Annotated in this window: 11 protein-coding genes, 1 tRNA gene and 1 riboswitch; of the genes, 7 read left to right on the plus strand and 5 right to left on the minus strand. The window is 71.4% G+C overall.

Going from position 1 to position 22,380, the window contains the following annotated elements; all coding sequences use genetic code 11:
- Window positions 1-5 precede the first annotated feature (5 nt).
- The 6 genes from CIB93_RS16300 to CIB93_RS16325 all read left to right on the plus strand — a co-directional run bounded on the left by CIB93_RS16300 (window position 6) and on the right by CIB93_RS16325 (window position 13,158).
- On the plus strand, window positions 6-6,611 hold the full coding sequence (locus CIB93_RS16300) for a DEAD/DEAH box helicase (protein WP_096627562.1): 6,606 nt from the start codon (window positions 6-8) through the stop codon (window positions 6,609-6,611).
- Window positions 6,611-8,746 carry a UvrD-helicase domain-containing protein gene (locus CIB93_RS16305; RefSeq protein ID WP_096627563.1) on the plus strand — a complete coding sequence of 712 codons (2,136 nt, stop codon included), beginning with the start codon at window positions 6,611-6,613 and terminating at the stop codon, window positions 8,744-8,746. The genes CIB93_RS16300 and CIB93_RS16305 overlap by 1 nt, the downstream gene beginning before the upstream one ends.
- Window positions 8,747-9,289: 543 nt before the next feature.
- Window positions 9,290-9,363, plus strand: a tRNA-Met gene (locus tag CIB93_RS16310).
- A gap of 124 nt (window positions 9,364-9,487) precedes the next feature.
- Window positions 9,488-10,234 (plus strand): MerR family transcriptional regulator, encoded by a 747-nt coding sequence (locus CIB93_RS16315; RefSeq protein WP_096627564.1) that lies wholly within the window; start codon window positions 9,488-9,490, stop codon window positions 10,232-10,234.
- 286 nt (window positions 10,235-10,520) lie between these two features.
- On the plus strand, window positions 10,521-11,750 hold the full coding sequence (locus tag CIB93_RS16320) for a PP2C family protein-serine/threonine phosphatase (protein WP_179500136.1): 1,230 nt from the start codon (window positions 10,521-10,523) through the stop codon (window positions 11,748-11,750).
- Window positions 11,751-11,959: 209 nt separating this feature from the next.
- Window positions 11,960-12,112: riboswitch (cyclic di-AMP (ydaO/yuaA leader) on the plus strand.
- An 11-nt stretch (window positions 12,113-12,123) separates the two neighbouring features.
- Window positions 12,124-13,158, plus strand: a complete 1,035-nt coding sequence (locus CIB93_RS16325) for a M23 family metallopeptidase (RefSeq protein ID WP_096627565.1) — start codon at window positions 12,124-12,126, stop codon at window positions 13,156-13,158.
- A 51-nt stretch (window positions 13,159-13,209) separates the two neighbouring features.
- On the opposite strand, the gene CIB93_RS16330 is transcribed toward CIB93_RS16325, so the two are convergent.
- The 4 genes from CIB93_RS16330 to CIB93_RS16345 form a co-directional block, all read right to left on the minus strand.
- A complete protein-coding gene (locus CIB93_RS16330) occupies window positions 13,210-14,691 on the minus strand; it encodes a PrsW family intramembrane metalloprotease (protein WP_096627572.1) in 1,482 nt (493 codons plus the stop codon).
- A gap of 86 nt (window positions 14,692-14,777) precedes the next feature.
- Window positions 14,778-15,713 carry a tRNA (guanosine(46)-N7)-methyltransferase TrmB gene (gene trmB / locus CIB93_RS16335; RefSeq protein WP_096627566.1) on the minus strand — a complete coding sequence of 312 codons (936 nt, stop codon included), beginning with the start codon at window positions 15,711-15,713 and terminating at the stop codon, window positions 14,778-14,780.
- A complete protein-coding gene (gene lhgO, locus CIB93_RS16340; RefSeq protein WP_096627567.1) occupies window positions 15,706-16,962 on the minus strand; it encodes an L-2-hydroxyglutarate oxidase in 1,257 nt (418 codons plus the stop codon). Before lhgO ends, trmB begins: the two co-directional genes overlap by 8 nt.
- 171 nt (window positions 16,963-17,133) lie before the next feature.
- A complete protein-coding gene (locus CIB93_RS16345; RefSeq protein WP_096627568.1) occupies window positions 17,134-18,825 on the minus strand; it encodes a sporulation protein in 1,692 nt (563 codons plus the stop codon).
- Between the two features lie 913 nt (window positions 18,826-19,738).
- On the opposite strand from CIB93_RS16345, the gene CIB93_RS16350 reads away from it, so the two are divergent.
- Window positions 19,739-21,850: an asparagine synthase-related protein gene (locus tag CIB93_RS16350; protein WP_107470962.1), complete on the plus strand. Its 2,112-nt coding sequence runs from the start codon at window positions 19,739-19,741 to the stop codon at window positions 21,848-21,850.
- A 37-nt stretch (window positions 21,851-21,887) separates the two neighbouring features.
- Here the strand turns inward: CIB93_RS16350 and CIB93_RS16355 are convergent.
- Window positions 21,888-22,380, minus strand: a 493-nt coding sequence (locus tag CIB93_RS16355; RefSeq protein WP_179500137.1) for an NPCBM/NEW2 domain-containing protein, incomplete at its 5' end; no start/stop codon positions are given.

Genomic DNA, 22,380 nt, shown 5'->3' on the forward strand with positions numbered 1-22,380 from the left:
GCGTCATGCTGCCCTCTCTGGTCGCCGAGGACCTGCGTCGAGCCCTGGCCACCTACCTGACGACGAGCTTCGCGCTTGCCGATGACGACGTGCGCGAGGAGCTGGACGCGTTCCTGGAGAGGCCGGAGAGTCGGCTGTTCCGCGGGCCGTATCTGCGGGTTCGTACGCCCTTCCGGGAGGCTACGAAGGGGTGGGAGAAGGCGCTCGACTGGAGCCCGACGGGCCTCACGCCGTACACCCACCAGGCTGCTGCCTGGCAGCGGCTGTCCTCGAAGGCAGGGCGTCAGCCCGAGCCCACCATCGTCACCACGGGTACCGGATCGGGTAAGACCGAGTCGTTCCTCGTGCCGATCCTGGACCACTGCGCACGGGCCCGGGCGGCCGGCCAGCGGGGCGTGAAGGCTCTGCTGCTGTACCCGATGAATGCTCTGGCCGATGACCAGGCCCGTCGTATCGACGAGTACCTCGCCTCCGAGGAGGCGCTGAAGGACGTCACAGCAGGTATCTACATCGGTGGGGCCTCCGGGCCCCGGTCGGGCTCTGACGAAGATGACAACGAGCCTGGCTCGTACGGCCGCGACACCGGATCGACCTCCCTCGCCGGAGACCCGACCGTCACGAAGCTGATCATCGATCGGGACGCGATCCGAGCGGATCCGCCGGACATCCTGCTCACGAACTACAAGATGCTGGATCTCCTGCTGCAGCGGATCCCGGATGTTCCGCTGTGGCAGTCCGGCACCTTGGCGTATGTCGTCCTCGACGAGTTCCACACTTACGACGGTGCCCAGGGCACCGATGTGGCGATGCTGCTGCGCCGCCTCGGCGCGGCGACCGGAGCGGCGCGTGAGGGCCTTCCGCTCGGCGACATCACGCCGGTGGCGACGTCGGCGACGCTGGGCGGTGGAGTGCCCGACGGCCCCGTCGCGGCCGGGCCCGAGCGGTCGGACCGCGAACTCCTGCTGGAGTTCGCGGAGAAGGTCTTCGGCACGCCCTTCCTGGACACCGCGCTCATCGGCGAGGACCGGCTGCTGCCTGGTGAGGTGGTGGACGTACCGGACTTCCTCCTTCCCACACCGACGCCCGTTGATCTGGCGGCGCTTCCCGACCCGCTCGACGACGAGGCGGCTCTCGTGGAACTGGCGCGGGTCATGCTCGGCGAGCCGATCACCGACCCGCTGCGGATCGGCGCCAAGTTGAAGCAGCACATTCTGGTCAAGGCCATCCTTGACGTTGCCGGTAGCATCCCGGTGACGGTCCCGGACATCGCGCGTGAGTTCGCGCAGCGCGGCGGCGGCCCTGCCTGGGACGAGGCCGCGCGAAGCGACTCACGCCTTGTGGAACTCGCGTTCGCGCGGATCCTCGCGCTGATCTCTCACGCTCGCACTCCGCATCCCGAAACGGGAAAGCCCGTCCCTTTCCTGCGTGTTGAGGCGCAGCTTTGGGTGCGCGAGGTCCGGCGCGTCATCCGGGCGGCGACCGCTGAGCCGCACTTCCGCTGGTACGACGACGACGGCCCGACGGGCGACTCTCGGCCGAACCCGGCCAATCTGGCCATCTACCAGCCGACGGAGGTCGACAGCGCGGGTGAGATCGGCGACCGGGAGGACGTGTCGCGCCGTCCTGTGGGCCCGCCGTACAGGCGTCACCTTCCGGCGGTCTACTGCCGTCACTGCGGCCGGTCGGGCTGGGCTGCCTTGTCCACCGAACTGGAGTGGCAGCAGCTCAAGACGAACACGCTGGACATCTACAAGGCTTCCGCGCAGAAGAAGCGGCCGGTGCGCTGGATGCTGCGTGCTCGCCCGGACGAATACCCGGTGCTGCACCTGCACGCGGAAAACGAACGGCTGTTGACCAACCCGGCTGAGGACACTGTCGCGGTGATCACCCCCCAGGGGCCGTTGGCCGTCGGCGCCGATGAGGAGTGCCCCTCGTGCGGTCTCGACGACGGCATGCGGTTCCTCGGCGCGGGCACGGCCACTCTCGCGTCGGTCACTACGACGCAGCTGTTCTCGGAGCGGGGGCTCGCCAAGAGCGAGCGGAAGCTGCTGGTGTTCACCGACGCGGTGCAGGACGCCACACACCGGGCTGCGTTCATCGCGAACCGCAGCTTCGGGTTCACCCTCCGCGGACTGCTGACCAAGCACCTTGTCCCGGGACAGCCGATCGCCGTGCACGATCTCGCGGCCGATGCCGCTGAGGCCGTTGTCATGGCCGCTGGTGGGGGGGAGCGTGAGGAACTCGCCTCGATCGTCCCACCTGACCTGCGCGAGAACCCGGACATCCGGACCCTCCTCGACGAGTCGGACGACTTCAGCGACGCCGGCGCGGAGATGCTCCACAGCCGCCTGGTCTTCCAGACCCTCCTGGAGTTCGGCCTGCGCTCGCGTCTGGGCCGCACCCTGGAACTGACTCGCACGGCCGCCGCCGAGGTCGACCTCAAGGGCCTCCCGGAGCTGTGCGCGGAGTTGCGGGAGCGGCATCAGCGTCTTCCCGGGCAGATCTCCCTGCCAACGGATGACGCGGCGTACGAGGTCTTCCTGCGTGGTCTGGTGGAGCGGCTGCGGCTGCGCGGCGCGCTGTTTCACCCCTGGCTGCAGGAGTACATCCGCCAGGCCGGTGCGAGGCGCTGGCCGATCTGGGGCGGAAGGCCCACCGGCATGCCGGCCTTCCCACGTGGGCTCGCTGCACCCGCCTTCCCGGTAGCCGGCGGCGTACGCACCACCGGCTTCGACTCGCTGACCCGGGACAACACGTGGTTCGCGGACTGGGGGCACCGCACACTTGGCTGTGACCGGCGCGAGGCCCGCGCGGTCACTGAGCTGGCTATGAACTTGCTCGCACAGCGAGAGATCCTGGCCACCTACCACGCCGAAGGTGGGGCGCTCGTCTACGCACTCAAGCCGCGCAATGTGATCGTGTACCGCATCGACGACAGCGCCTCCTCCGACGAGGACGGTGTCAACGCGTGCGGCGTACGCTGCGACACCTGCACCTGGCGGCAGACCGTACCGCCGGGGCGGCGCGCGCAGTGGCTGGGCACCGCGTGCCTGCGGTTCCGCTGCTCGGGGCACTTCGTCGAGGACGACCGCGACTACACATCCGACTACTACCGACGGCTCTACACCTTCGACCGGCCCGGCGACGTGCTGACTGCCGAGCACACGGGGGCACTGAGCCGGGAGCGGCGCGAGCGAGTCGAGGCCGCGTTCAAGAATCGGGCATCGGCCTTCGACCCGAACGTGCTCACCTGCACACCCACACTCGAACTCGGCATCGACATCGGCGACCTCTCGGCAGTGCTACTCGCCTCGATGCCGCCCGGGCCGGCCAACTATGCACAGCGGATCGGCCGGGCGGGACGCAGCACTGGCAACTCCCTAGCGGTCACGTTCGTCCCGCGGGGCGCCCGCAGCCACTACTACCTGCACACCCCGGAGCAGATGCTGGCGGGCAGGATCATTCCGCCGGACTGCTACCTGGACGCCTCCGAGATCCTTCGACGCCAGTACCTGGCCTTCCTCTTCGACCGCGCCGCCGACCGGAGCCTGTGGGAAGGCACGGTGATCCCCGAGCGTCCCATGCCCCCGCGTATCGGTGAGCTGTTCGGGCAGGGGCTGGCCGAAGATGGATGGTTCCGCCGCTTCCTCGACGTCGCCAGCGCCCGCCACGCCGAGCTGTCCCAGGCATTCATCAAGCTCTTCCCGGCGATGAGCCCGGCCGCACGCCAGGGCGTGGAGTCCTTTGCGGCACAGGAGTTGGAGGTGGCCGTCGGGGCCGCCGCGAGCGCGTGGAACAAGCGGGTGGCCGCCCTGCGCGCGAGGATGCGGCAGATCGGCCGGGCCTTCGACGCCCTCGCATCAGCGTCGGGGGATCCGGAACGTGACAAGCAGCGGCGCCAGCTGTTCGCCGAGCAGCGGACCGTACGTAAACGCCGAGATGACCTCGTCGCGGAGAACTCGATCAACGCCCTCGTGCGGCTGGGCCTCCTGCCCAACTACACCCTCCACGATGACGCGACCGTCCTCGACGCCACCTTGTGGTGGCGCGACAGCGACGGCGAGTTCGACGAGAGCTCCACCGACTACGGGCGAGGCTCACGCCTCGCGCTCACCGAACTCGCCCCTGGCAACATCTTCCACACCGACGGTTTCAAGTTCATCGTCAACGGCGTGGACCTCGGCACCGGAACCGGCGGTGGCGAGGACGCCTACGCACTGTGGCGGTTCTGCCCTGAGTGCGGATTCGTCGCAACAGAGGAGACCGGACTCGACGTCACCGCCTGCCCGCGCTGCAAGGCCCCACAGATCGCCGACCCCGGCGCCGTGCACAAGGTACTGGTGCCCGAGCGGGTCCTCGCGCGTGAACGTCGGGAGGACGCCCGCCTCACCGACGAGCGCGACGAGCGCGAACGCCGACAGTTCGACGTGATCACCTTGGTCGACATCGATAAGGACCAGGCCCAGGGGCTCAGGGCGTGGCGTCGCATCAGCAAGACAGTGGAGAAGGCCCCGCCCTTCGGCGTCGAGTTCGCCCGGGTGGCGACCATCCGCACCATCAATCTGGGACCGTCCGCTGCACCGGGCTCGACCCACGTGATCCGCGGCGACGAGCTTCAGGCTCCTGGATTCGAGACCTGCCTGGAGTGCGGGGCGGTGAGAGGCGTGCACCCGCAGGCTTGGGACCCCTCCGCTCAGCGCGTCGGCACCCGGCACGCGTACTGGTGCTCCCACCGCGATGACGGCGTGAACCACGAGCCGACCGAGAAACTGGTCCTGGCCCATGAGCTGACCACACAGGCTCTGCGTATCCTGCTGCCCGTCTCCACGATGGATCTCACTGAGCGCTTGGTCTCCTTCAAGGCGGCGCTGCTACTGGGCATCACGAAGCACTTCGGCGGAGCCCCCGACCACATTCGCGTAGTTACCGACAGCATGCCTGGGGACAGCCGGGAGCTACGTAGGCGCTTCCTCGTCTTGCACGACTCCATGCCCGGCGGCACCGGCTACCTTGAACACCTCGCGGACCCGAAGGTGCTGCACCGCGTCCTGAGCCTTGCCCAGACAGCTCTCCGGGACTGCCCCTGCCACAAGGAGGGACAGCGAACTCCCTGCCACCGCTGCCTGCTGCCCTATGTCTCCAGCAGTGAGCACCCGCACGTCTCCCTTCGCATCGCGAAGGAACTCCTGGACGAGATCCTCAAGGACTGGGACGTCGAGCGCGTAGACACGCTCTCCGGCGTCCGCATCGACCAACTGGTCGACAGCGAGCTGGAGGACCGGTTCGTCCGCACGCTCATCACCTGGGGACGCCGCGAGGAGGAGGACGGCTCGGTCACCGCCAAGGCCGGCCAGCGCGGCATCGAGCACGAGCTGCGTTTCATGAGAGGGGATACAGCCACGCGCTGGCGCATGCGGGATCACGTGCGGATGGACACGGCCGTGCGCTGCGAACCCGACTTCCTCCTGGAACGCACTGATGGCCCTAGCGAACGTGTCGCTGTCTTCCTTGACGGATTTGCCTTCCACGCCAGCGAGCGCGTCAACAGCATCGCCGACGACGCGGCCAAGCGGGCGGCTCTCCGAGCCGAGGGAATCCTGGTCTGGCAACTGACCTGGGGCGACGTGATGGCGTGGGCGACGGCGGTCGGCGGCGCGGTTCAGGGGCAGAAGGTGCGCACCCCGGCTTCGCCCCTGCACGCAGAACAAGCGCTCGGGCGAGCCCGCCAGATCCACCAGAGCCTGGTCGGCGAGGCCCGACCTGACGACACCCTCGACCCCGTGCTGCGCAATCCGGTGGAGACGCTGCTGGAGTTCCTCACGGATCCCGATCGGGCCAAGTGGGCGAGGCGAGCAGCCGGCCTGCTGGGCGGCTTCGGAGCGGTGGCACAGCCGCAGCCCGTGGACCGCGAGGAGATCGGGCGAGCGCTTCATGACATCCTGCGCGGCGCGGATCTGCCTGCCGCACCTGGGACCGCGGAGGCGTTCGGGATCGAGGCCCGCACCACCGGCCAGGTACGGATCATGGGCCTGCTGGACCGTCGGCCAGAACCGCGGACTGGACGGCCGGACATGCGCGCATGGTCCGCGCTGACGGTGCTCGACGATCGGTCGGAGGCCGTCGCCGACGACGACCACAAGAACCGTTGGACGGACTGGCTGCGCTGGTCGAACCTGCTGCAGTTTCTCCAGCCTGCAGCCAGCGACGAATTGCCGCGCTCCTTTCACCAGGTAGCAGTCTCCACCAGCGACCAGGTGGACCCGCACACCGTGGCGTTGCTGACCAGCGCTTTGCCCACGGAAGGCGGGGCCCCTCCGGCACTGCCGCCCCAGTGGGCCGAGGCACTCGAATGGGCATCGAGCAAGGTCGAACACGTCCTGCTCGCCCTGGTCGAGGAAGCCCGCGAGGGACGCATCGATGTGCCCGAGGTCGGCTACGAGTACGGAGACCAGGCGCTGCTGGCTGAGCTTGCCTGGGAGGATGAGAAGGTCGCGATCTTCATCGATGTGGACGAGGCACGGGACGTCGCGTTCGAGAACGCTGGCTGGTACGTGGCCCAGGCCGGCGCCGTGGACGTATCCGAGCTCATCAAGAAGTTGGAGGGGAACTGATGTCCGGCGCCAAGGTGATCATGGCGGACGTCTTCGGGAAGTCCTACGACGCGCTGGACGGCTCTGTCCAACCGCTCGTGCTGCAGTTCATCATGAAGATGCAGCGTGACCCCGACTCCAACGGCCTCAACCTCAAGCCCCCGAAGGGCGCCAAGGACAAGAGAGTCCGCACCGCGCGCGTCACCGACAACTACCGCGCCGTGCTCATGCACTACGCCGACCGCGTCTACTACCTGGTCGCCGTCCTGCCGCACGACGACGCGTACGACTTCGCCGCGAACATCCTCTTCGATATCAACAAGGTCACAGGTGGTATCGAGCTGATCAATTTGGGCAGCCTGTACGGCACCCTCAGCGGGCAGTCGAAGAGTGCGGATAGCAAGGCGGACAAGAAGCCGGCGCTCTTCGAGGGCGTCTCCGACGCCGACTTCGAACGCCTCGGCGTTCACTCCTCGATCGTCCCGGCACTCCGTGAGATCCACAGCGAGGACGCCGTTCTCGGCATCGTCGAGACCCTGCCGAAGCTGGCCCGCGACGTGATCCTGTGTCTCGCCGACGGCATGTCCGTCGAGGAAGTCTGGGAACAGGTCAGCTCCCTTGCCGCAACTGAAGACGAGGTCGATCCCCAGGACTACGACTCCGCCATCGAGCGTCCAGCCACCAAGGAAGCGTTTGTGATCACCGGCGACATCGCCGAGTTCGGGCGCATCCTGACCGAGCCGCTCTCCGCCTGGCGGATCTTCCTCCACCCTGCACAGCGGAACCTGGCTGAACGGAAGACCCCGTACAAGGGCCCTGCGCGCGTCACCGGAGGCCCCGGCACCGGCAAGACCGTGGTGGCGCTGCACAGGGTCAAGGCCCTCGCCGAGCGTCTGCCGCCTGGCCAGGCCATCCTTCTGACCACCTTCACCACCAACCTCGCCAACCTCCTCAAGTCCCAGCTCAAGGACCTTGGCGGAGCCCAGCTGCTGGCCAAGGTCGATGTCCGGAACATCGACAAGGTCGCCTACGGCACGGTGAAGGAGACCTTCGGTCCGGAGGCCCCCAGTCGGCTCAAGGACAGCGACGTCCTCAACCGCTGGATCGAACTCGCCCAGGAGCAGGCCGAACCGCATTTTGACGGCCGCTTCCTCGACGCCGAATGGAAGCAGGTCGTCCTCGCCCAGGACATCCGCAGCCGAGACGAGTACTTCGCTGCTCGACGGGCTGGCCGCGGCCGACGGCTGAACCGGCCCGAGCGCGCCCAAGTCTGGACCCTTATTGAGGAATTCGAGCGCAGACTCGACCGCGAGAAGGCCGCCGGCGTCATCCAGCTGGCCGCCCAGGCGGCCCGGATCGCCTCCGGCTGGTCCGACGAGGAGCGGCCGTACCGGCACATCGTCGTGGATGAGGCGCAGGACCTGCATGCGGCTCACTGGAAGCTGCTGCGCGCCCTGGTCCCCGAAGGTGACGACGACCTCTTCATCGTGGGCGACGCACACCAGAGGATCTACGACAATCGGACATCTCTCAGCGCTCACGGGATCAACATCCGCGGCCGATCCCGCCGGCTCACCCTCAACTACCGGACCACCCGGCAGATCCTCGCCGCCTCTCTGAACCTGCTCGGAAACACGGACTTCGACGACCTCGACGGGAACCCCGAGCAGCTGCGCGGATACCGCTCCGTCCTCTCGGGCTCCACCCCTGAGACGAAGGCGTACCGGACCCCCGGCGCAGAGATGAAGGCGCTGGCGCAGCGCGTCGACGGATGGCAGCGGGAGGGAATCAAGCCGCATGAGATCGCGGTAGTGGCCCGAACCCACGCGATCGCCGACGCCGCCCTTCAAGCCCTGCGCGAGGCCAGGCTCGCGGCCGTGAAGGTCGAGGACTCCCGCGTCCCCGAACCTGACCAGGGCGTCCAGGTCATGACCATGCACCGCATCAAGGGCCTCGAGTACCGAGCCGTCGCGGTCGTCGGGGCCGGCGCGCAGAACATGCCGCTGCCCACCGCCCTCACCCCGGAGACCGAAGACAAGCTGCAGAACGCCGCCGACCTGCGCCGTGAGCAGTCGCTGCTCTTCGTCTCGGCGACCCGTGCCCGGGAACAGCTGTCGATCACGTGGTCGGGTCGGCCCAGTCGGTTCTTGGAGTAAGCCGATGCGTAGTGGAGGGCAGTTGCTGGTGTTGTCCAAAGCTGACAACATCGCTTGAGCCTTCCAGCTGAGGTCGCTGTCCGGGGCTGCAGCGTCACCGGAGGAGACTGGGGGAGCGCAAAGGGAGCGCGGACGCCTTTGGACGGTGCATCACCGGGCATGAGCGGCCGGACGATGACATGTACTCTGATCTGCGAAAACGGGATTTCATGTCATGACGCAGCACAGGGCGTCATGATCCCGAGTGAGCTTTTAATCCGTTGGTTGTGGGTTCGAGTCCCACACGGCCTACCTTTCGGACCCCGCCCCTGGAGTGCCTCCGGGCGGGGTCTGCTGTAGGCGGACGATGCCTCGTATCGCCCCCGCATGGCTCGCAGTTGGAAGAGGCGGCCCACGCTGCCCGGAAAGCCCTGGACGTGCCCTTCGCCGCGGTCCTTCTGCTGTGTGCCGCGGAGGGCGGAGCCGGTCGGCCGGCGGAGGCAGGCGACAGAGCGGCAGGTGGTCGAGTGCGCTCCCCGTATGCCGTAGAGTGGTGTTTACCGACGCGGGGTGGAGCAGCTCGGTAGCTCGCTGGGCTCATAACCCAGAGGTCGCAGGTTCAAATCCTGTCCCCGCTACTGAAGATCCAGGCCCGGCACGCGCACAGCGTGCCGGGCCTGAGTCGTTTCCGGGGAACGGCACCGAACCGCCCGGCCCGGGACGCTTGACCTTGACGCAGCGTAAAGATCTAGCGTTTCCGGCATGGAGTGGTCCATCCAGGAAATCGCCAGAAAAGCCGGCACCACGAGCCGCACGCTCCGGCACTACGGAGACCTCGGTCTCCTCACGCCGAGCCGGGTCGGGAGCAACGGCTACCGCTACTACGACCAGGACGCCCTCGTCCGGTTGCAGCGCATTCTGCTGCTGCGTGAGCTCGGGCTGTCGTTGCCCGCCATCAAGGACGTACTGGAGGGGCAGCGGGACACGGCGGTGGCGCTGCGGGCGCATCTGCGGCTGCTCGAACAGGAGCAGGCGCGCATCGGGCGGCAGATCGCCTCGGTGCGGACCACTCTCCACAAGACCCGGGAGGGGATGGAACTCATGGCTGATGAAGTGTTCGACGGGTTCGACCACACCGTCCACGAGCAGGAGGTGACCGAGCGCTGGGGCCGGAAGGCGTACGAGGAGGGCGACCGGTGGTGGCGTTCGCTCGGGGCGACGGAGAAGAAGGCGTTCCAGGACGAGCAGGAGGCCATCGCGCGCGACTGGGGGCGGGCCAAGGAGGCCGGGCTCGCCCCGGACAGCGAGGAGGCGCAGGACATCGCGCGGCGGCACTGCGCCTGGCTGGCGACGACGAGGGAGCCGAGCCGTTCGTACGTGATCGGGCTCGCCGAGATGTACGTCGCCGATCCGCGCTTCGCGCAGAACTACGACCGCCACGCGGATGACACCGTCACCCTCGTACGGGACGCGCTGACCGTCTACGCGGAGCGCTCGCTCTCCGACTGAGCCGACGGGGCGGGCCAAGCGCCCTGGGCGGGCTGAGCCGGCTGGGAGGGGGCTGGGCGGGCCGGGCCGGCTGAGCGGGCTGGGCCGACTGGGGGGCGGCCTGGGACGGCTGAGTGGGCTTGGACCGCCTGGCCGGCCGTCGGCCGTATCGGTCACCGATGGCCGGTCCTCGTCCGGCTTCCCCCTATTTGGCCGATGAGGAGTCGCCGCCCGGCGCGGCTCCGGGAAGCCTGGACGGGGCGCGGTACCGTCCGCAGCCGTGGGTGGACCGGGCAGGAGTGCACAGGTGGGGTTGGCCGAGGAGCGGCGTGGGCGCGTGGCCGGGAGCGCCGGTGGCCTGAGCCGCGCCGTGCTCGGGTCCCCGGACGGGGCGGTGACGCCCGGTGGCAGGGGCACCCGGCGGTTCGTCCGGCTGCTGCCCGCGCTCCTGATCGTCGGCGGGCTGCTGTTCGACTCGTTGGCTCCGCCCAACTTCACCGCCGTTCCCCTGTTCGTGGCGGCGCCGCTGATCGCCGCGCCGTTCTTCTCCCGGTCCCGGACCGTCCGTACCGGCATCGCCTCGCTCCTGTCCGTCATCGCGATGCGGCTCTCCGACGGGACGTCCACCCAGGTGGTCCCGGTCATCGAGACCATCACCGTGCTGACCGCCGCGGTGCTCGCCCTCGTCATCAACGGGGTCGTGCGGCGCAGCAACGAGCAGCTGGCCTCGGCACGGGTCATCGCGGAGACCGCGATGCGCGCCGTCCTGCCGACACCGGCCGAGCGGATCGGCGGGCTCCAGGTGGCCGCGCGGTACGAGGCGGCCCAGGCGGACGAGTTCGTGGGCGGTGACCTGTTCGCCGTCGCGGACACCCCGTACGGCGTCCGTCTGGTCGTCGGCGACGTGCGCGGCAAGGGGCTGGGTGCCGTCGAGACGGTGGCGGTGATCATCGGGGCGTTCCGGGAGGCCGCCGAGCAGGAGAGGTCCCTGGAGGGCGTCGCCCAGCGGCTGGAGCGGGCGCTGGCGCGGGAGGGGACGCGTCGGTACGGGCTGGATGCCATGGAGGGGTTCATCACCGCCGTACTGGCCGAGATCCCGCCCGGTTCGGCCATCGTGCGGCTGGTCAACCGGGGGCATCCCGAGCCGGTCCTGCTGCACGCGGACGGCGCCCTGGAGGTGCTCGCGCCCTCCGTGCCCGCGCTGCCGCTGGGGATGGACCTGGGGGTGTGGCCGGACCGGTCCGACGAGTGGGCGATGCCCGCCGGCGCCACCCTCCTCGCCTTCACCGACGGCCTGTCCGAGGCCCGGGACGCGAACGGGGTCTTCTACGATCCCGCGGCCCGGCTGCGCGGCCGGATCTTCCCCGGTCCCGAGGAGCTGCTGTCGGCGCTCACCGACGACGTACGGCTGCACACCGGGGGGCGGACCACGGACGACATGGCGCTGCTCGCGGTGGGCCGGCCGGCGGAGGGGCAGCCGGAGCGGCGGACGACGGTGAAGATCGTGGGGCGGGGCGATGACACGGTACGTAACTGAAGCGCGTCGCTCCGCATAACATTTGACGCAACGTCAGAAAGAGGGGTGCGGCTGAGGCGCGGTCAAGTCGCCTGATTTAGCCCACTTCTGCCCTGTAAGTCCCCGTCGAGTTCGTTAATGATTAGCAGGAACAGCTTGGAATCGGGACCGTGTGTCTATTAACGTTCGATAACGCAGCGCGGTCGTCCCAGCCGTCGTCAGGACGGCGCCGCGCGCGAGCGCCGAATCCCGCAAGGGAACCGGGGAACCACCTACATGGGGTGAATCGGACGCCTGCGTCTCGTGAGAGACGGAGGGGCCCGTAGGAGACCTTCCTGCTCCGAACCCGTCAGCTAACCCGGTAGGCGAGAAGGAAGGAAAGGAGTGCGCCCACGTGGCGTCCAACAAGCCTGCCCCTGAGGCCCCGTCACCCTTCAGTGCCGACACCTTCGGTGGCGCGGAGCGGTCCGTGGGGGAGTGGAATCCCACCGAGGAGTCCATCCGGCCCGTGCGCGGCAGGCACCGCGTAGCCAAGCAGCGTGGTCTGGCCCGTAGCTCCACCGTCCTCGGGGTCGGCGTCATAGCGGCCGTCGGAGCGGGGGGCATGGCCACCGCTCAGGACAAGGCACCCGTCTCCATCTCTCTTCCCGATTCCATCGCGGACAACCTTCCCGACGCCAAGTCCCTTCCCGGCGTCGGGTCCTTCATGTCGGACGACGTGGAGGCCGCCCCGGTCGCCGCGGCAGCGCCGCTCACCTCCGCGGGGCTCACCAGCGCCGAGGCCGAGCAGGGCGCCACCGACGCGGGCGAGGCCCTGCGCGCCCGGATCCTCCAGCAGGCCGAGCAGCAGCAGGCCAGCGCGGATGCCGAGGCCAAGGCCGCCGCCGAGAAGGCCGCGGCAGAGAAGGCGGCCGCCGAGGCGAAGAAGCAGCAGGACGAGGCCGAGGCCAAGGCCGCCGCCGAGAAGAAGGCGGCGGAGGAAGCGGCGAAGAAGAAGGCGGAGGCCGAGCGCCTCGCCAAGCTCGCCGCCAGCTACTCCCTGCCCACCTCCTCGTACACGGTCACCTCGACCTACGGCCAGTCCGGCGCGCTCTGGTCCTCCGGTCAGCACACCGGCCTCGACCTCGCCGGGGCGACCGGCACGCCGCTCAAGGCCGTGCACAGCGGCACGATCAAGTCGGCCGGCTGGTCCGGTTCGTACGGCTACCGCACGGTGCTCGAACTGGAGGACGGCACCGAGATCTGGTACGCCCACCAGTCCTCGATCGACGTCTCGGTCGGCCAGAAGGTCACCACCGGCGACACCATCGGCCGCATGGGCGCGACCGGCAACGTGACCGGTGTCCACCTCCACCTGGAGGTTCGTACGGCGGGCGGCTCGGCGATGGACCCGATGGCCTGGCTGAACAGCAAGGGCCTCTCCGTCTGAGCCTCCTCCTCACCCCGGAACCCCGGCAGCCCTGACGCACACCCCCCGACGTCAGGGCTGCCGGTACTCGTTTCCGTACCCGGGCCCGTAGGCGTGTGCGTACGCGTAGCCGTGCCCCTGCCCGGGCCCGTATGCGTAGCCGTGCCCATGCCCGTATCCGGGCGCGTAGCCGTGGCCGTATCCGTGCCCGGGCCCGTAGCCGTGGCCGGGCACGTGTCTGTATGCGTACTGCGGGCGGGTCGTCAGGCGGGCGGCCTCGGTGAGGGCCGGTGCCGCGATGTCACGGCGCTGCCAGAGGTGGTGCAGCAGCTCCCGTTCCCGTGCGGCGAAGCCGGGGCCCGCCGCGCCGTGCCGGGCCCGGCGGCGCAGGCCCGCCAGGGACGTCGCGAACGACTCGTACTCCGCGACCGCGCGGGCCGCCGCCCGGCCCCGGAGCCGGTCCCGCTGCCAGTGGCGGGCCAGGTCGCGGGCGATGCCGCGGGCCCGCATCGAGGAGAGCGCGTGCGGTTCGGCGGGGGTGAGCCAGCCCGCCGCCGCGTATGCGGGCAGTTCGGCCGCGAGCGTGCGCAGCTCCCGCTGGCGCGAATGGATCGCCAGCCAGGTCACCAGGCCGAACGCCGGGACCATGACGATTCCGTACACCGCGTAGAAGCCGTACGGGCCGAAGGACGCCGAGCCGTTCCACAGGGCGTGCAGGCCCATCGCCAGAAGCAGGCCGAGCAGCGGCAGGGCGATCCGGCGGACCCGGTGGCGGCGGGCGCTCACGGCCGCGAAGCCGAAGCCGAGGCCGGTGAGGACGGTGAACAGGGGGTGCGCGAACGGCGACATCACGATCCGTACGAAGAACGTCCCCACCGTCACCGAGGCGAACCCCGAACTGCCCTGGAGCTGGTCCTCGCCGAAGGCGTTGCCCAGATAGAGGATGTTCTCGGTGAACGCGAAGCCCGTCGCGGTGAACCCGGCGACCACGATCCCGTCCACCACCCCGCTGAACTCCCGTCTGCGGAACACGAAGATGAGCAGCACGGCCGCCGCCTTCGCGCTCTCCTCGACGATGGGGGCGATCACCGTCGCCCCCAGGGTGTCGGCGCTCGCCGGGTCGGCCGTCGCGGTGGCTATCCAGCGTGTCGCGAACGAGTTGGCGATGATCGCGACGAGTGCGGCGGCGCACGCGCCCCAGGCGAAGGAGAAGAGCAGATTCCGCCAGGGGCCGGGCTCGACCCGGTCCAGCCAGCGGAACGCCGCCATCAGGAGGGGGACCGGGAGCACCGCCAGCCCGAGCCCGACGAGGAAGCCTTCCGGGCCGGTCTGCTCCCGGACCAGGGCCAGGATCACCAGCCCGCACAGCACGAGCGCCAGGATCACGGCCCCGGCGCGGAACGTCCTGCTGCGCCACACCATGCCGACGTGGCGCGGCCGGTATCGCCACTGGCCACGCTCCGGCACGGCGCCCAGCACCTCGTCGAGCCGCTGCTCGTGGAGGACCGGAACGGCCGGCCGCGCCTGCTGATGCTGCACGGAAGGGTCGGACACCATTCGACCCTAACGAGGGGCACTGACACCCGGCGATGGCGCATCCGGCCAGGACGTGGCCATATGGCCATCGTGGGCGGTGTGCGTCAGATGCGGGCGAACAGCAGGTCGTGGACGACGTGCCCCTTGTCCAGGCCCTGCCCCTCGAAGCGGGTGAGCGGCCGGAACGCCGGGCGCGGGGCGTATCCGCCGTCCGCCGCGGTGTTCTCGAAGCGGGGGTGCGCGGTGAGCACCTCCAGCATCTGCTCGGCGTACGGCTCCCAGTCCGTCGCGCAGTGGACGATCGCGCCGGGCTTCAGCCGGGGGGCGACCAGATCCAGGAACGCGGGCTGGATCAGCCGCCGCTTGTGGTGCCGGGCCTTGGGCCACGGGTCGGGGAAGTAGACCCGCAGGCCGTCGAGGCACTCGGGGGCCAGCATCTCGCGCAGCAGGATGACCGCGTCACCGTTGGCCACCCGTACGTTGGTCGAGCCCGCCTTGTCCGCGAGGCCCAGCAGGTTGCCCTGGCCCGGGGTGTGGACGTCGACGGCGAGGATGCCGGTGCCCGGGTCGTCGGCCGCCATCTGCGCGGTGGCCTCGCCCATGCCGAAGCCGATCTCCAGGACGACGGGCAGCCCGTCGAACAGCTCGTCCAGGTCGAGGACGCGCTTGCCGTCGATGTCCAGGCCCCACTTGGGCCACAGCCGCTCCAGGGCGTCCTGCTGGCCGGTCGTGACCCGGCTTCGGCGCGGCTGGAAGCTGCGGATCCGGCGCTCGTGGTGCGAGCCGGCGGGGTCGGCTGCGGGGCCGCCGGGGAAGCGGGGCTCCTGGCGGAGCCTGCGCTGCCGCTCGAAGGAGGCCTCCCGCAGCGCGGCCGCTTCGTCGGCGGTCACCCCGTCGGCCGCGGCTTCGGCCTCGGTGGCTGCCACGTCGGCTGCCGTGGAGCCGGTCGCGGGCGCGGTGACGGCGGGCGCGTGCTCGGGCGTCGCGGCCGTGGCTTCGGCGGGCGCACCGGGGGCGGGGTTCAGGGGCTGCTCAGACACAATGCCCCGATTCTACGGCGGGCGGCTTCCACCCCGTTTCCCGTGCCCGGCGCAGCGCCCGCCGCGCGACCTCCCGTCCGATGGGCAGGGACGCCGTCGCCGCCGGTGACGGGGCGTTGAGCACATGGACGGTGTGCGGGGCCTCCCGGATCAGGAAGTCGTCGACCAGCGTGCCGTCCTTGAGCACCGCCTGGGCCCGGACTCCGGCGGGTGACGGGCGCAGGTCCTCCTCGGTCACCGCGGGCAGCAGCCGCTGGACGGCCCGGGTGAAGGCGGACCGGGACAGTGAGCGGTGGACCTCGCCCGCCCCGTAGCGCCAGTGTCTGCGGGCGATCTGCCAGGTGCCGGGCCAGCTCAGCGTGGACAGCAGTTCGCCGGGGCGCACCACGGGCCAGGCATACCCCTCGCGGGCGAGGGCGGGGACGGCGTTCGGGCCGACGTGGACGGAGCCGTCGAAACCGCGGGTGAGGTGCACGCCGAGGAAGGGGAAGGCCGGGTCGGGCACCGGGTAGACCAGGCCCCGCACCAGCTCGGGGCGGGCCAGCGCGTAGTACTCGCCCCGGAACGGCACGATCCGCACCCCCGGGTCGTCGCCCGCGAGCCGGGCCACCCGGTCGCAGTGGAGTCCCGCGCAGTTGACCAGGACCCGCGCCCGGACGACCAGGCCCTCAGCGGTGCGCACCGCGACGCCCCAGGGGCGGCGGTCCATGGCGGTGACCTCCGCGCCGTACCGCACGAGGCCGCCGGCGGCGGTGACCTCGGTCGCGAAGCGCGCGGCGACGGCGGTGAAGTCGCAGACGCCCGTCGTGCCGACGCGGATCGCCGCGAGGCCCCGCACCTCGGGTTCGTACTCCGCGATCTGCGCCGGGCCCAGCTCCCGCACGGGCAGTCCGTGTTCGCGGCCGCGCTGGACCAGGCCGTGCAGCCGGGGCAGCTCGGAGCGCTCGGTGGCCACGATCAGCTTGCCGGTCACCGCGTGCGCGATGCCGTGCTCCGCGCAGAAGTCCGCCAGCTCGGCGGAGCCGCGGAGCGCGTACCGCGCCTTGAGCGAACCGGGGCGGTAGTAGATGCCGCTGTGGATCACGCCGCTGTTGCGGCCGGTCTGGTGGCGGGCGGGGCCGCTCTCCTTCTCCAGGACCGTCACCCGGGTGCCCGGAGCGGACCGCGTGATCGCGTACGCGGTCGACAGACCGACGATCCCGCCGCCGATCACCAGCACATCGCAGTCGTACGCCGCGTGCGTCATCATCACGCCACCTCCCACCCCGATAGTGCACTGACCCACTGACAACGGGCTCAAACCCGTCGTGGGCAGGGCGTGGCGCACACTTCGCCCGGGCCGGTCCCCGGTCGGCATCCCCGCTCGGCCCCGGGCCGACCTGGGACCGGCCCCGGGCCGATCCGCTCGGTCCCGGGCCGCTCAGCCCTGGGCCACCAGCAGCGGTCGGGCCCGCTCCCGCAGCTCGGCGACGCGGGGCTCGTCCCCGTACGGTTCGAGGCGGTGCAGCAGGTCGCGGACGTACTCCGTGGTGCGGGCCGAGGAGATCCGTCCGGCCACCTCCACCGCGCGGGTGCCCGCCGCGCAGGCCGCGTCCAGGTTGCCCGACTCCAGCTCGGCGACTGCGGAGACGACGAGCCGCAGTCCGTGGCTGCGGACGAACTCCTCGGTCGGCCGGGACAGGGCCTGTTCGGTGAAACGGCGGACCTGGCGTGGGGCCTTCAGGTCCCGGTAGCACTCGGCGGCGTCCGCGGCGAACCGGTCGTAGCCGTAGAAGCCGAGCCAGGAGGGGTCGGAGTCGCCCGTCCTGGACCGTTCCAGCCAGCTCTCGGCGCCCTTGAGCGCGGCCCCCGCGGCCGGTGCGTCGCCGGCCTTCGCATGGGCGCGGGCCTCCACCAGCCGGAAGAAGCTCATCGTGCGGGCGGTGGCGAGTCCCCGGTTGCGCTCCACGGCGGCCTGCGCGAGGTCGACCCCTTCGTCGGCGAAGCCGCGGTAGGTCGCCTGGAGGGACATCGAGGCGAGGACATAGCCGCCGAGCGGGACGTCGGCGGCGGCGCGGGCCAGGCGCAGGGCCTGGATGTAGTAGCGCTGGGCGGCCTCCTGCTGGCCGGTGTCGAAGGCCATCCACCCGGCGAGGCGCGTCAGCTCGGCGGACGCGCCGAACAGGGCCCGGCCGACCTCGTCGGTGTACGAGCCGAGGAGCAGCGGCGCCGCGTCGACGCGTAAGCACTCCGGGACCATGGAGGAACGCCAGTCGCCGCCGCCGTACTTGGAGTCCCAGCGCCGGGCGTCCTGGGCCGCCTCGCGCAGCTTCGTCACATCGCTGTGGCCGACCCGCAGCGGCGAGGCGTCCGTGGACTCAGGGCCGGGCTGTACGGGGACTCCAGGCTGCACAGGGCCCCCGGGCTGTACGGGGACTCCCGCCGCTACGGGGAGCCCCGGCTGTACCGGGACTCCCGGTTGCAGGGGAACTCCCGGCTGTACGGGAACGGAGCCGGGCGCGGCCGGGGCGCTCCCGGTGTGGAGGATGTGTGCGCCCCGGCTGTCGGGAGCGGCCCCAGGCGCGCGGGAGCCCGGTCCGTGCGGGGCGTCGGGGGCGCCGCCGCGTGCGCCGGGAGCCGTTGCCTGTGCCGCCGTCGGGTCCCGGGCCACCGACGGATCGGCGGGGGTTATCAGCCAGCGGGAGGCGGGGGTCGCGTACGCGCTCACCGCGAACGAACCGGCCAGCGACTGCCAGATCCCGCCGCCGCCCCGGCGCCCGGCCAGATCCAGTCGGTACAGCTCGGTCGCCGATCTGACGGCCTCGCCCACGTCCCGGGGGAAGGCGAGGCCGACCTCCGGGGCGGGGTCCGCGTCGGCGAGACCGATCTCGTGCAGCGGGACCGGCCGGCCGAGTTTGGCCCCGATCGCCGCCGCGATGAGATGCGGCGCCGCGCCCTGCGGCACCATCCCCTTGGCGACCCACCGGGCCACCGAGGTCTTGTCGTAGCGAAGTGTCAGACCGCGCTGTGCTCCGAGGTCGTTGACCCGCCGGGCGAGCCCGGCGTTACTGATTCCCGCGAGGGCGAGAACTGTGCCGAGTTTCTCGTTCGGCCCGCGTTGCTCCCTGGACATGCGCCACCCCTCGACACACAGACAGCCGCCGCGTCACCGAGGACGGCGCGCGGCATTCGTACCGATGCCTCCCCAGGTTCGAACCCTCGTACTCCGCCTGCACACGCATGTGGCCGAGCCCCGAGGAATATGCCCCCCTGTCGAGAACACCAGTAAACACAGCGTAGTTCTCCCTATCCCTACCGTTAAGGGGCAGACGTCCGGATGGCGGGATTGTTGTCCGTGCGGGCGGTGCGGGCGGTCGTGGTGGTGGTGCGCGGGCCGGGGCGCGGCGTGCTCCTGGTGTGTGGCCGTGCGCCCGGCCGTGCGCTCTGGCCCGGCCCGCAGTGGAGCGCTTGGCTGGGGCCTGCGTGGGTCGGCCCGCTGCACTGGACTCAGTGGGCTGGGGGATACCGCCGCTCCATTCCCCGCGGGCGGCGGACCGGTCCGGGAGGTGAGGCCCACCTCCCGGACTGTGCGTGAGAGGGGGCGCCGAGGGGGGGGCGGCACGGTATGCGCGCGCGGTGGCGCCTCAGGAGAATGGCCGAATAGCGACGGTCCGGTGAGGGTTTGGCCAACGATCAGACTATGGCCGGATATCGACGCTGTTTCCGGGCGGCGCCGGCCCGTTCCCTTCTCTTTGGGAGCGTGCCGGGGCGGCGCCGGGGTGCCGCCTCGCCCGTCGGGTCCGGCGGGTCACAACTCCCGGAACATACGCTTCCGTTGCTGTGCTCGCGGTGAAGGTCGCAGCGAAGTCGCGGTGAGGCGCGGCGAAGTCGTGACGCGGGCCGTGCCGGGCCTTTGCCAGGGGCGCATGCTCTTCCGGCGTGCGCTGCCCGTACCCCCTCTCGTGCGGCGTTGTCGTGGCAGCATGTCCGCAGCGGCGTTTCGTTCATGCAGGTGCGCCGTTTGTCCACAGCCTGTGGAGGCGGCGATGCGTTGGTTGGTGGGATGGAGCAGTATCGCCGCGAGCTTCGGCACCGTCGGCGCCGTCGGAAACAGCGGTGAGGGGCGCACGGTTCACCCCGTCGGCTCCCAACTCCTCTGGGGAGACCCGGATCCGCTGTGGGCGGTCGGCGACTGGCGCCCCGACGAGATCCGCGTCATCGGCGTCGCGACCCCCGAAGGCGCGCCCACCGCCCGTCTCGCCGTCCTCGGCTGCTGCGGGGCCACCGACGAGCAGCTGCGCGTCGGCCTCCTCGCCGCGCGCGGCGGTGCGATGCGCCATCTCACCGCCTGGCCCGGCAGTTACACCGCCGTCGTGCAGATCGGCCGCCGCATCACCGTCGCGGGTGACCTGGCCGGAGCCCGGCCCGTCTTCCACACCCCCTGGGCGGGCGGCACCGCCTACGCCACCGCCGCCCTGCCGCTCGCCGACCTCATCGAGGCCCAGCTCGACATCGGGCACCTCGCCGCCCTGCTCGCCTGCCCGGAAACCCCCGAGGCCCTCGGCGACGGCACGCCCTACGTCGGCGTGAAGAGGGTCCCGCCCGGTCACGCGCTCATCCTGCGGGAGGGCTCGCGGGAGATCACCGGCTACGAAGCCGTCGCCTCGCTCGCCGTCGCCGCACCCCAGGCCGACCCGGTGCACGCGGTGGAGGGCGTACGGGACGCGCTCGTCGAAGCGGTACGCGCCCGGCTCACGGCCCCGCGCCACGCTCCGGGAACCCTGCCGCCGGACCCGGGGCCGGTCCCGGGCATGGGCCCCGCCGACCGCCGCGCGGCCCGGGGCGCCCCGGTGGCGGGCATCGGCGCCGACCTCTCCGGAGGCAGCGCCTCCGCCACCCTGGCCCTGCTCGCCGCCGGGCTGCCCGGACTGCCCGGTACCCCCCTCGGCCACGGCACCGGCGCGGGGGAGCGGCTGCTCGCCGTCACCTTCAACGACCTCACCACCCGAGGCAACGAGGACGAGCTGGAGCGGGCCCGCGCCATCGCCGCCAACCCGCGCCTGCACCACGTGGTCGTCGCGGCGGGCGAAGAGGCCCTGCCGTACGCCTCGTTGGGTGCCGGCCCGCTCACCGACGAACCGGCCCCCTCCCTCGTCCTCGCAGAGCGCCACCGCCGCCGCCTCTCCGCGGGCAGCGCCGACCACCTCGTCGGGCACGGGGCCCGGCAGGTCCTGGACGCGCACCCGGCCCGCCTCGCCGACCTCCTGATGGACCGGCGCCGCCGCCACCTCCTGCGCCCCGTCGCCGCCCTCACCAAGGCCGAAGGCCCCACGGCGCACTCCCTGTTCGTCCCGCTGACGGTCTACCGGGCCGCCCGCCGCCTGGCCCGTACGTCGTACCGCACCGGCCTGGAGTACGCCGCCGGACGCCTGCCCGACGCCAACCGCTACGCCCCCGGCCTCGCCACCCCCGCCGACGCCTCGCTCGCCGCCCTCGCCTGGTCGCGCCCGGGGCCCGCGGCGCGCTGGCTGACGGGGGAGGCGCTGGCCGAAGTATCGGTTCGTCTCCAGGAGGCTGCGATCCGCCCGGCGTCCGTGCAGCGCCCCGGTGAGGCCCGGGCCCGCGCGGCCCTGGCCCGGGGAGCGGCCGACCACCGCATCCTGGAGCAGGCCGCGGAGATCCGCAGCCAGCGCCTGCACGCCCCGTTCCTCGACAACCAGGTCGTCCGGGCGGCCCGCGCCCTGCCCGAGTCGCTCCGCGTCCAGCCCGGCGCACGGGCCGCGATCCTGCGCCGGGTGCTCGGCGGGGCGGGCATCCAGGACCTGCCGCCCGGCTGGGGCACGCCCTCCCAGGCCACCTCCACCGCGGTCACCCGCACCGGCCTGCGCACCGCGCTGCCCGAGCTGATGGCCCTGTTCGACGCCCCGCTGCTCGCGGACGCGGGCCTGGTCGAGGCGCGCGTGGTCCGCAAGGCCCTGCGCGCCGCGTCCGAGGGGGAGCCGCTGCCGCTGGACGGCCTGGCGGACCTGGCCTCCACGGAGTTGTGGCTGCGCCGCCTGGTGACCCGCCGGGGCACTTGCTGGACGGGCACGGCGGCCCCGCGCCAGCGCGCGGTGGCGGGCGGAGTGATCCCGGCCAGGCGTACGCTCCAGCCCTGACCGGAACGCCCCGCCGGGGAGATCCGGACAGGGAGCCTCAGGCGCAGCTGATCCGGGACTCCGCCCAGTCGGCCAACGCCACCCCGCCGAACGGTGAATCCGGCTCCACGACGAGCCGGATCGAGGACTGCCCGGCGAGGGAGACGCTCACCGGGACGGCGGGATCGCCACCCCGCATCACGGGGGAGCGCCACAGCCGCGCCCCGTCCCCGTCGAACACGGAGAAGCGGACCGCGCCGAGCCCCATCGTCAGGTCGTCGACCCCGACCATGGCGTCGTAGCGCGTGCACGGGCGGTTCAGCCGGATGGTCACCGACGACTGGGCGTGCACGGTCACCCCATGGGCGTACCGCGTGGAGGCGATCGCCACGTTCGTCCGCTGCCAGACCCAACTGCTCTGGCCCATCTCCACTTCCGGCTCGGCGTGGGCGCCGAACAGCGAGTACGCCAGCTCGCTGACCTGGTACACCTCCGGGGCGGGTGGGGGCGGCGGCTTCGGGGCCGGGGTGGGCTTCGGGGACGGCGGCGGG

The organism is Streptomyces sp. WZ.A104, assembly GCF_002382885.1.
GTDB lineage: Bacteria > Actinomycetota > Actinomycetes > Streptomycetales > Streptomycetaceae > Streptomyces.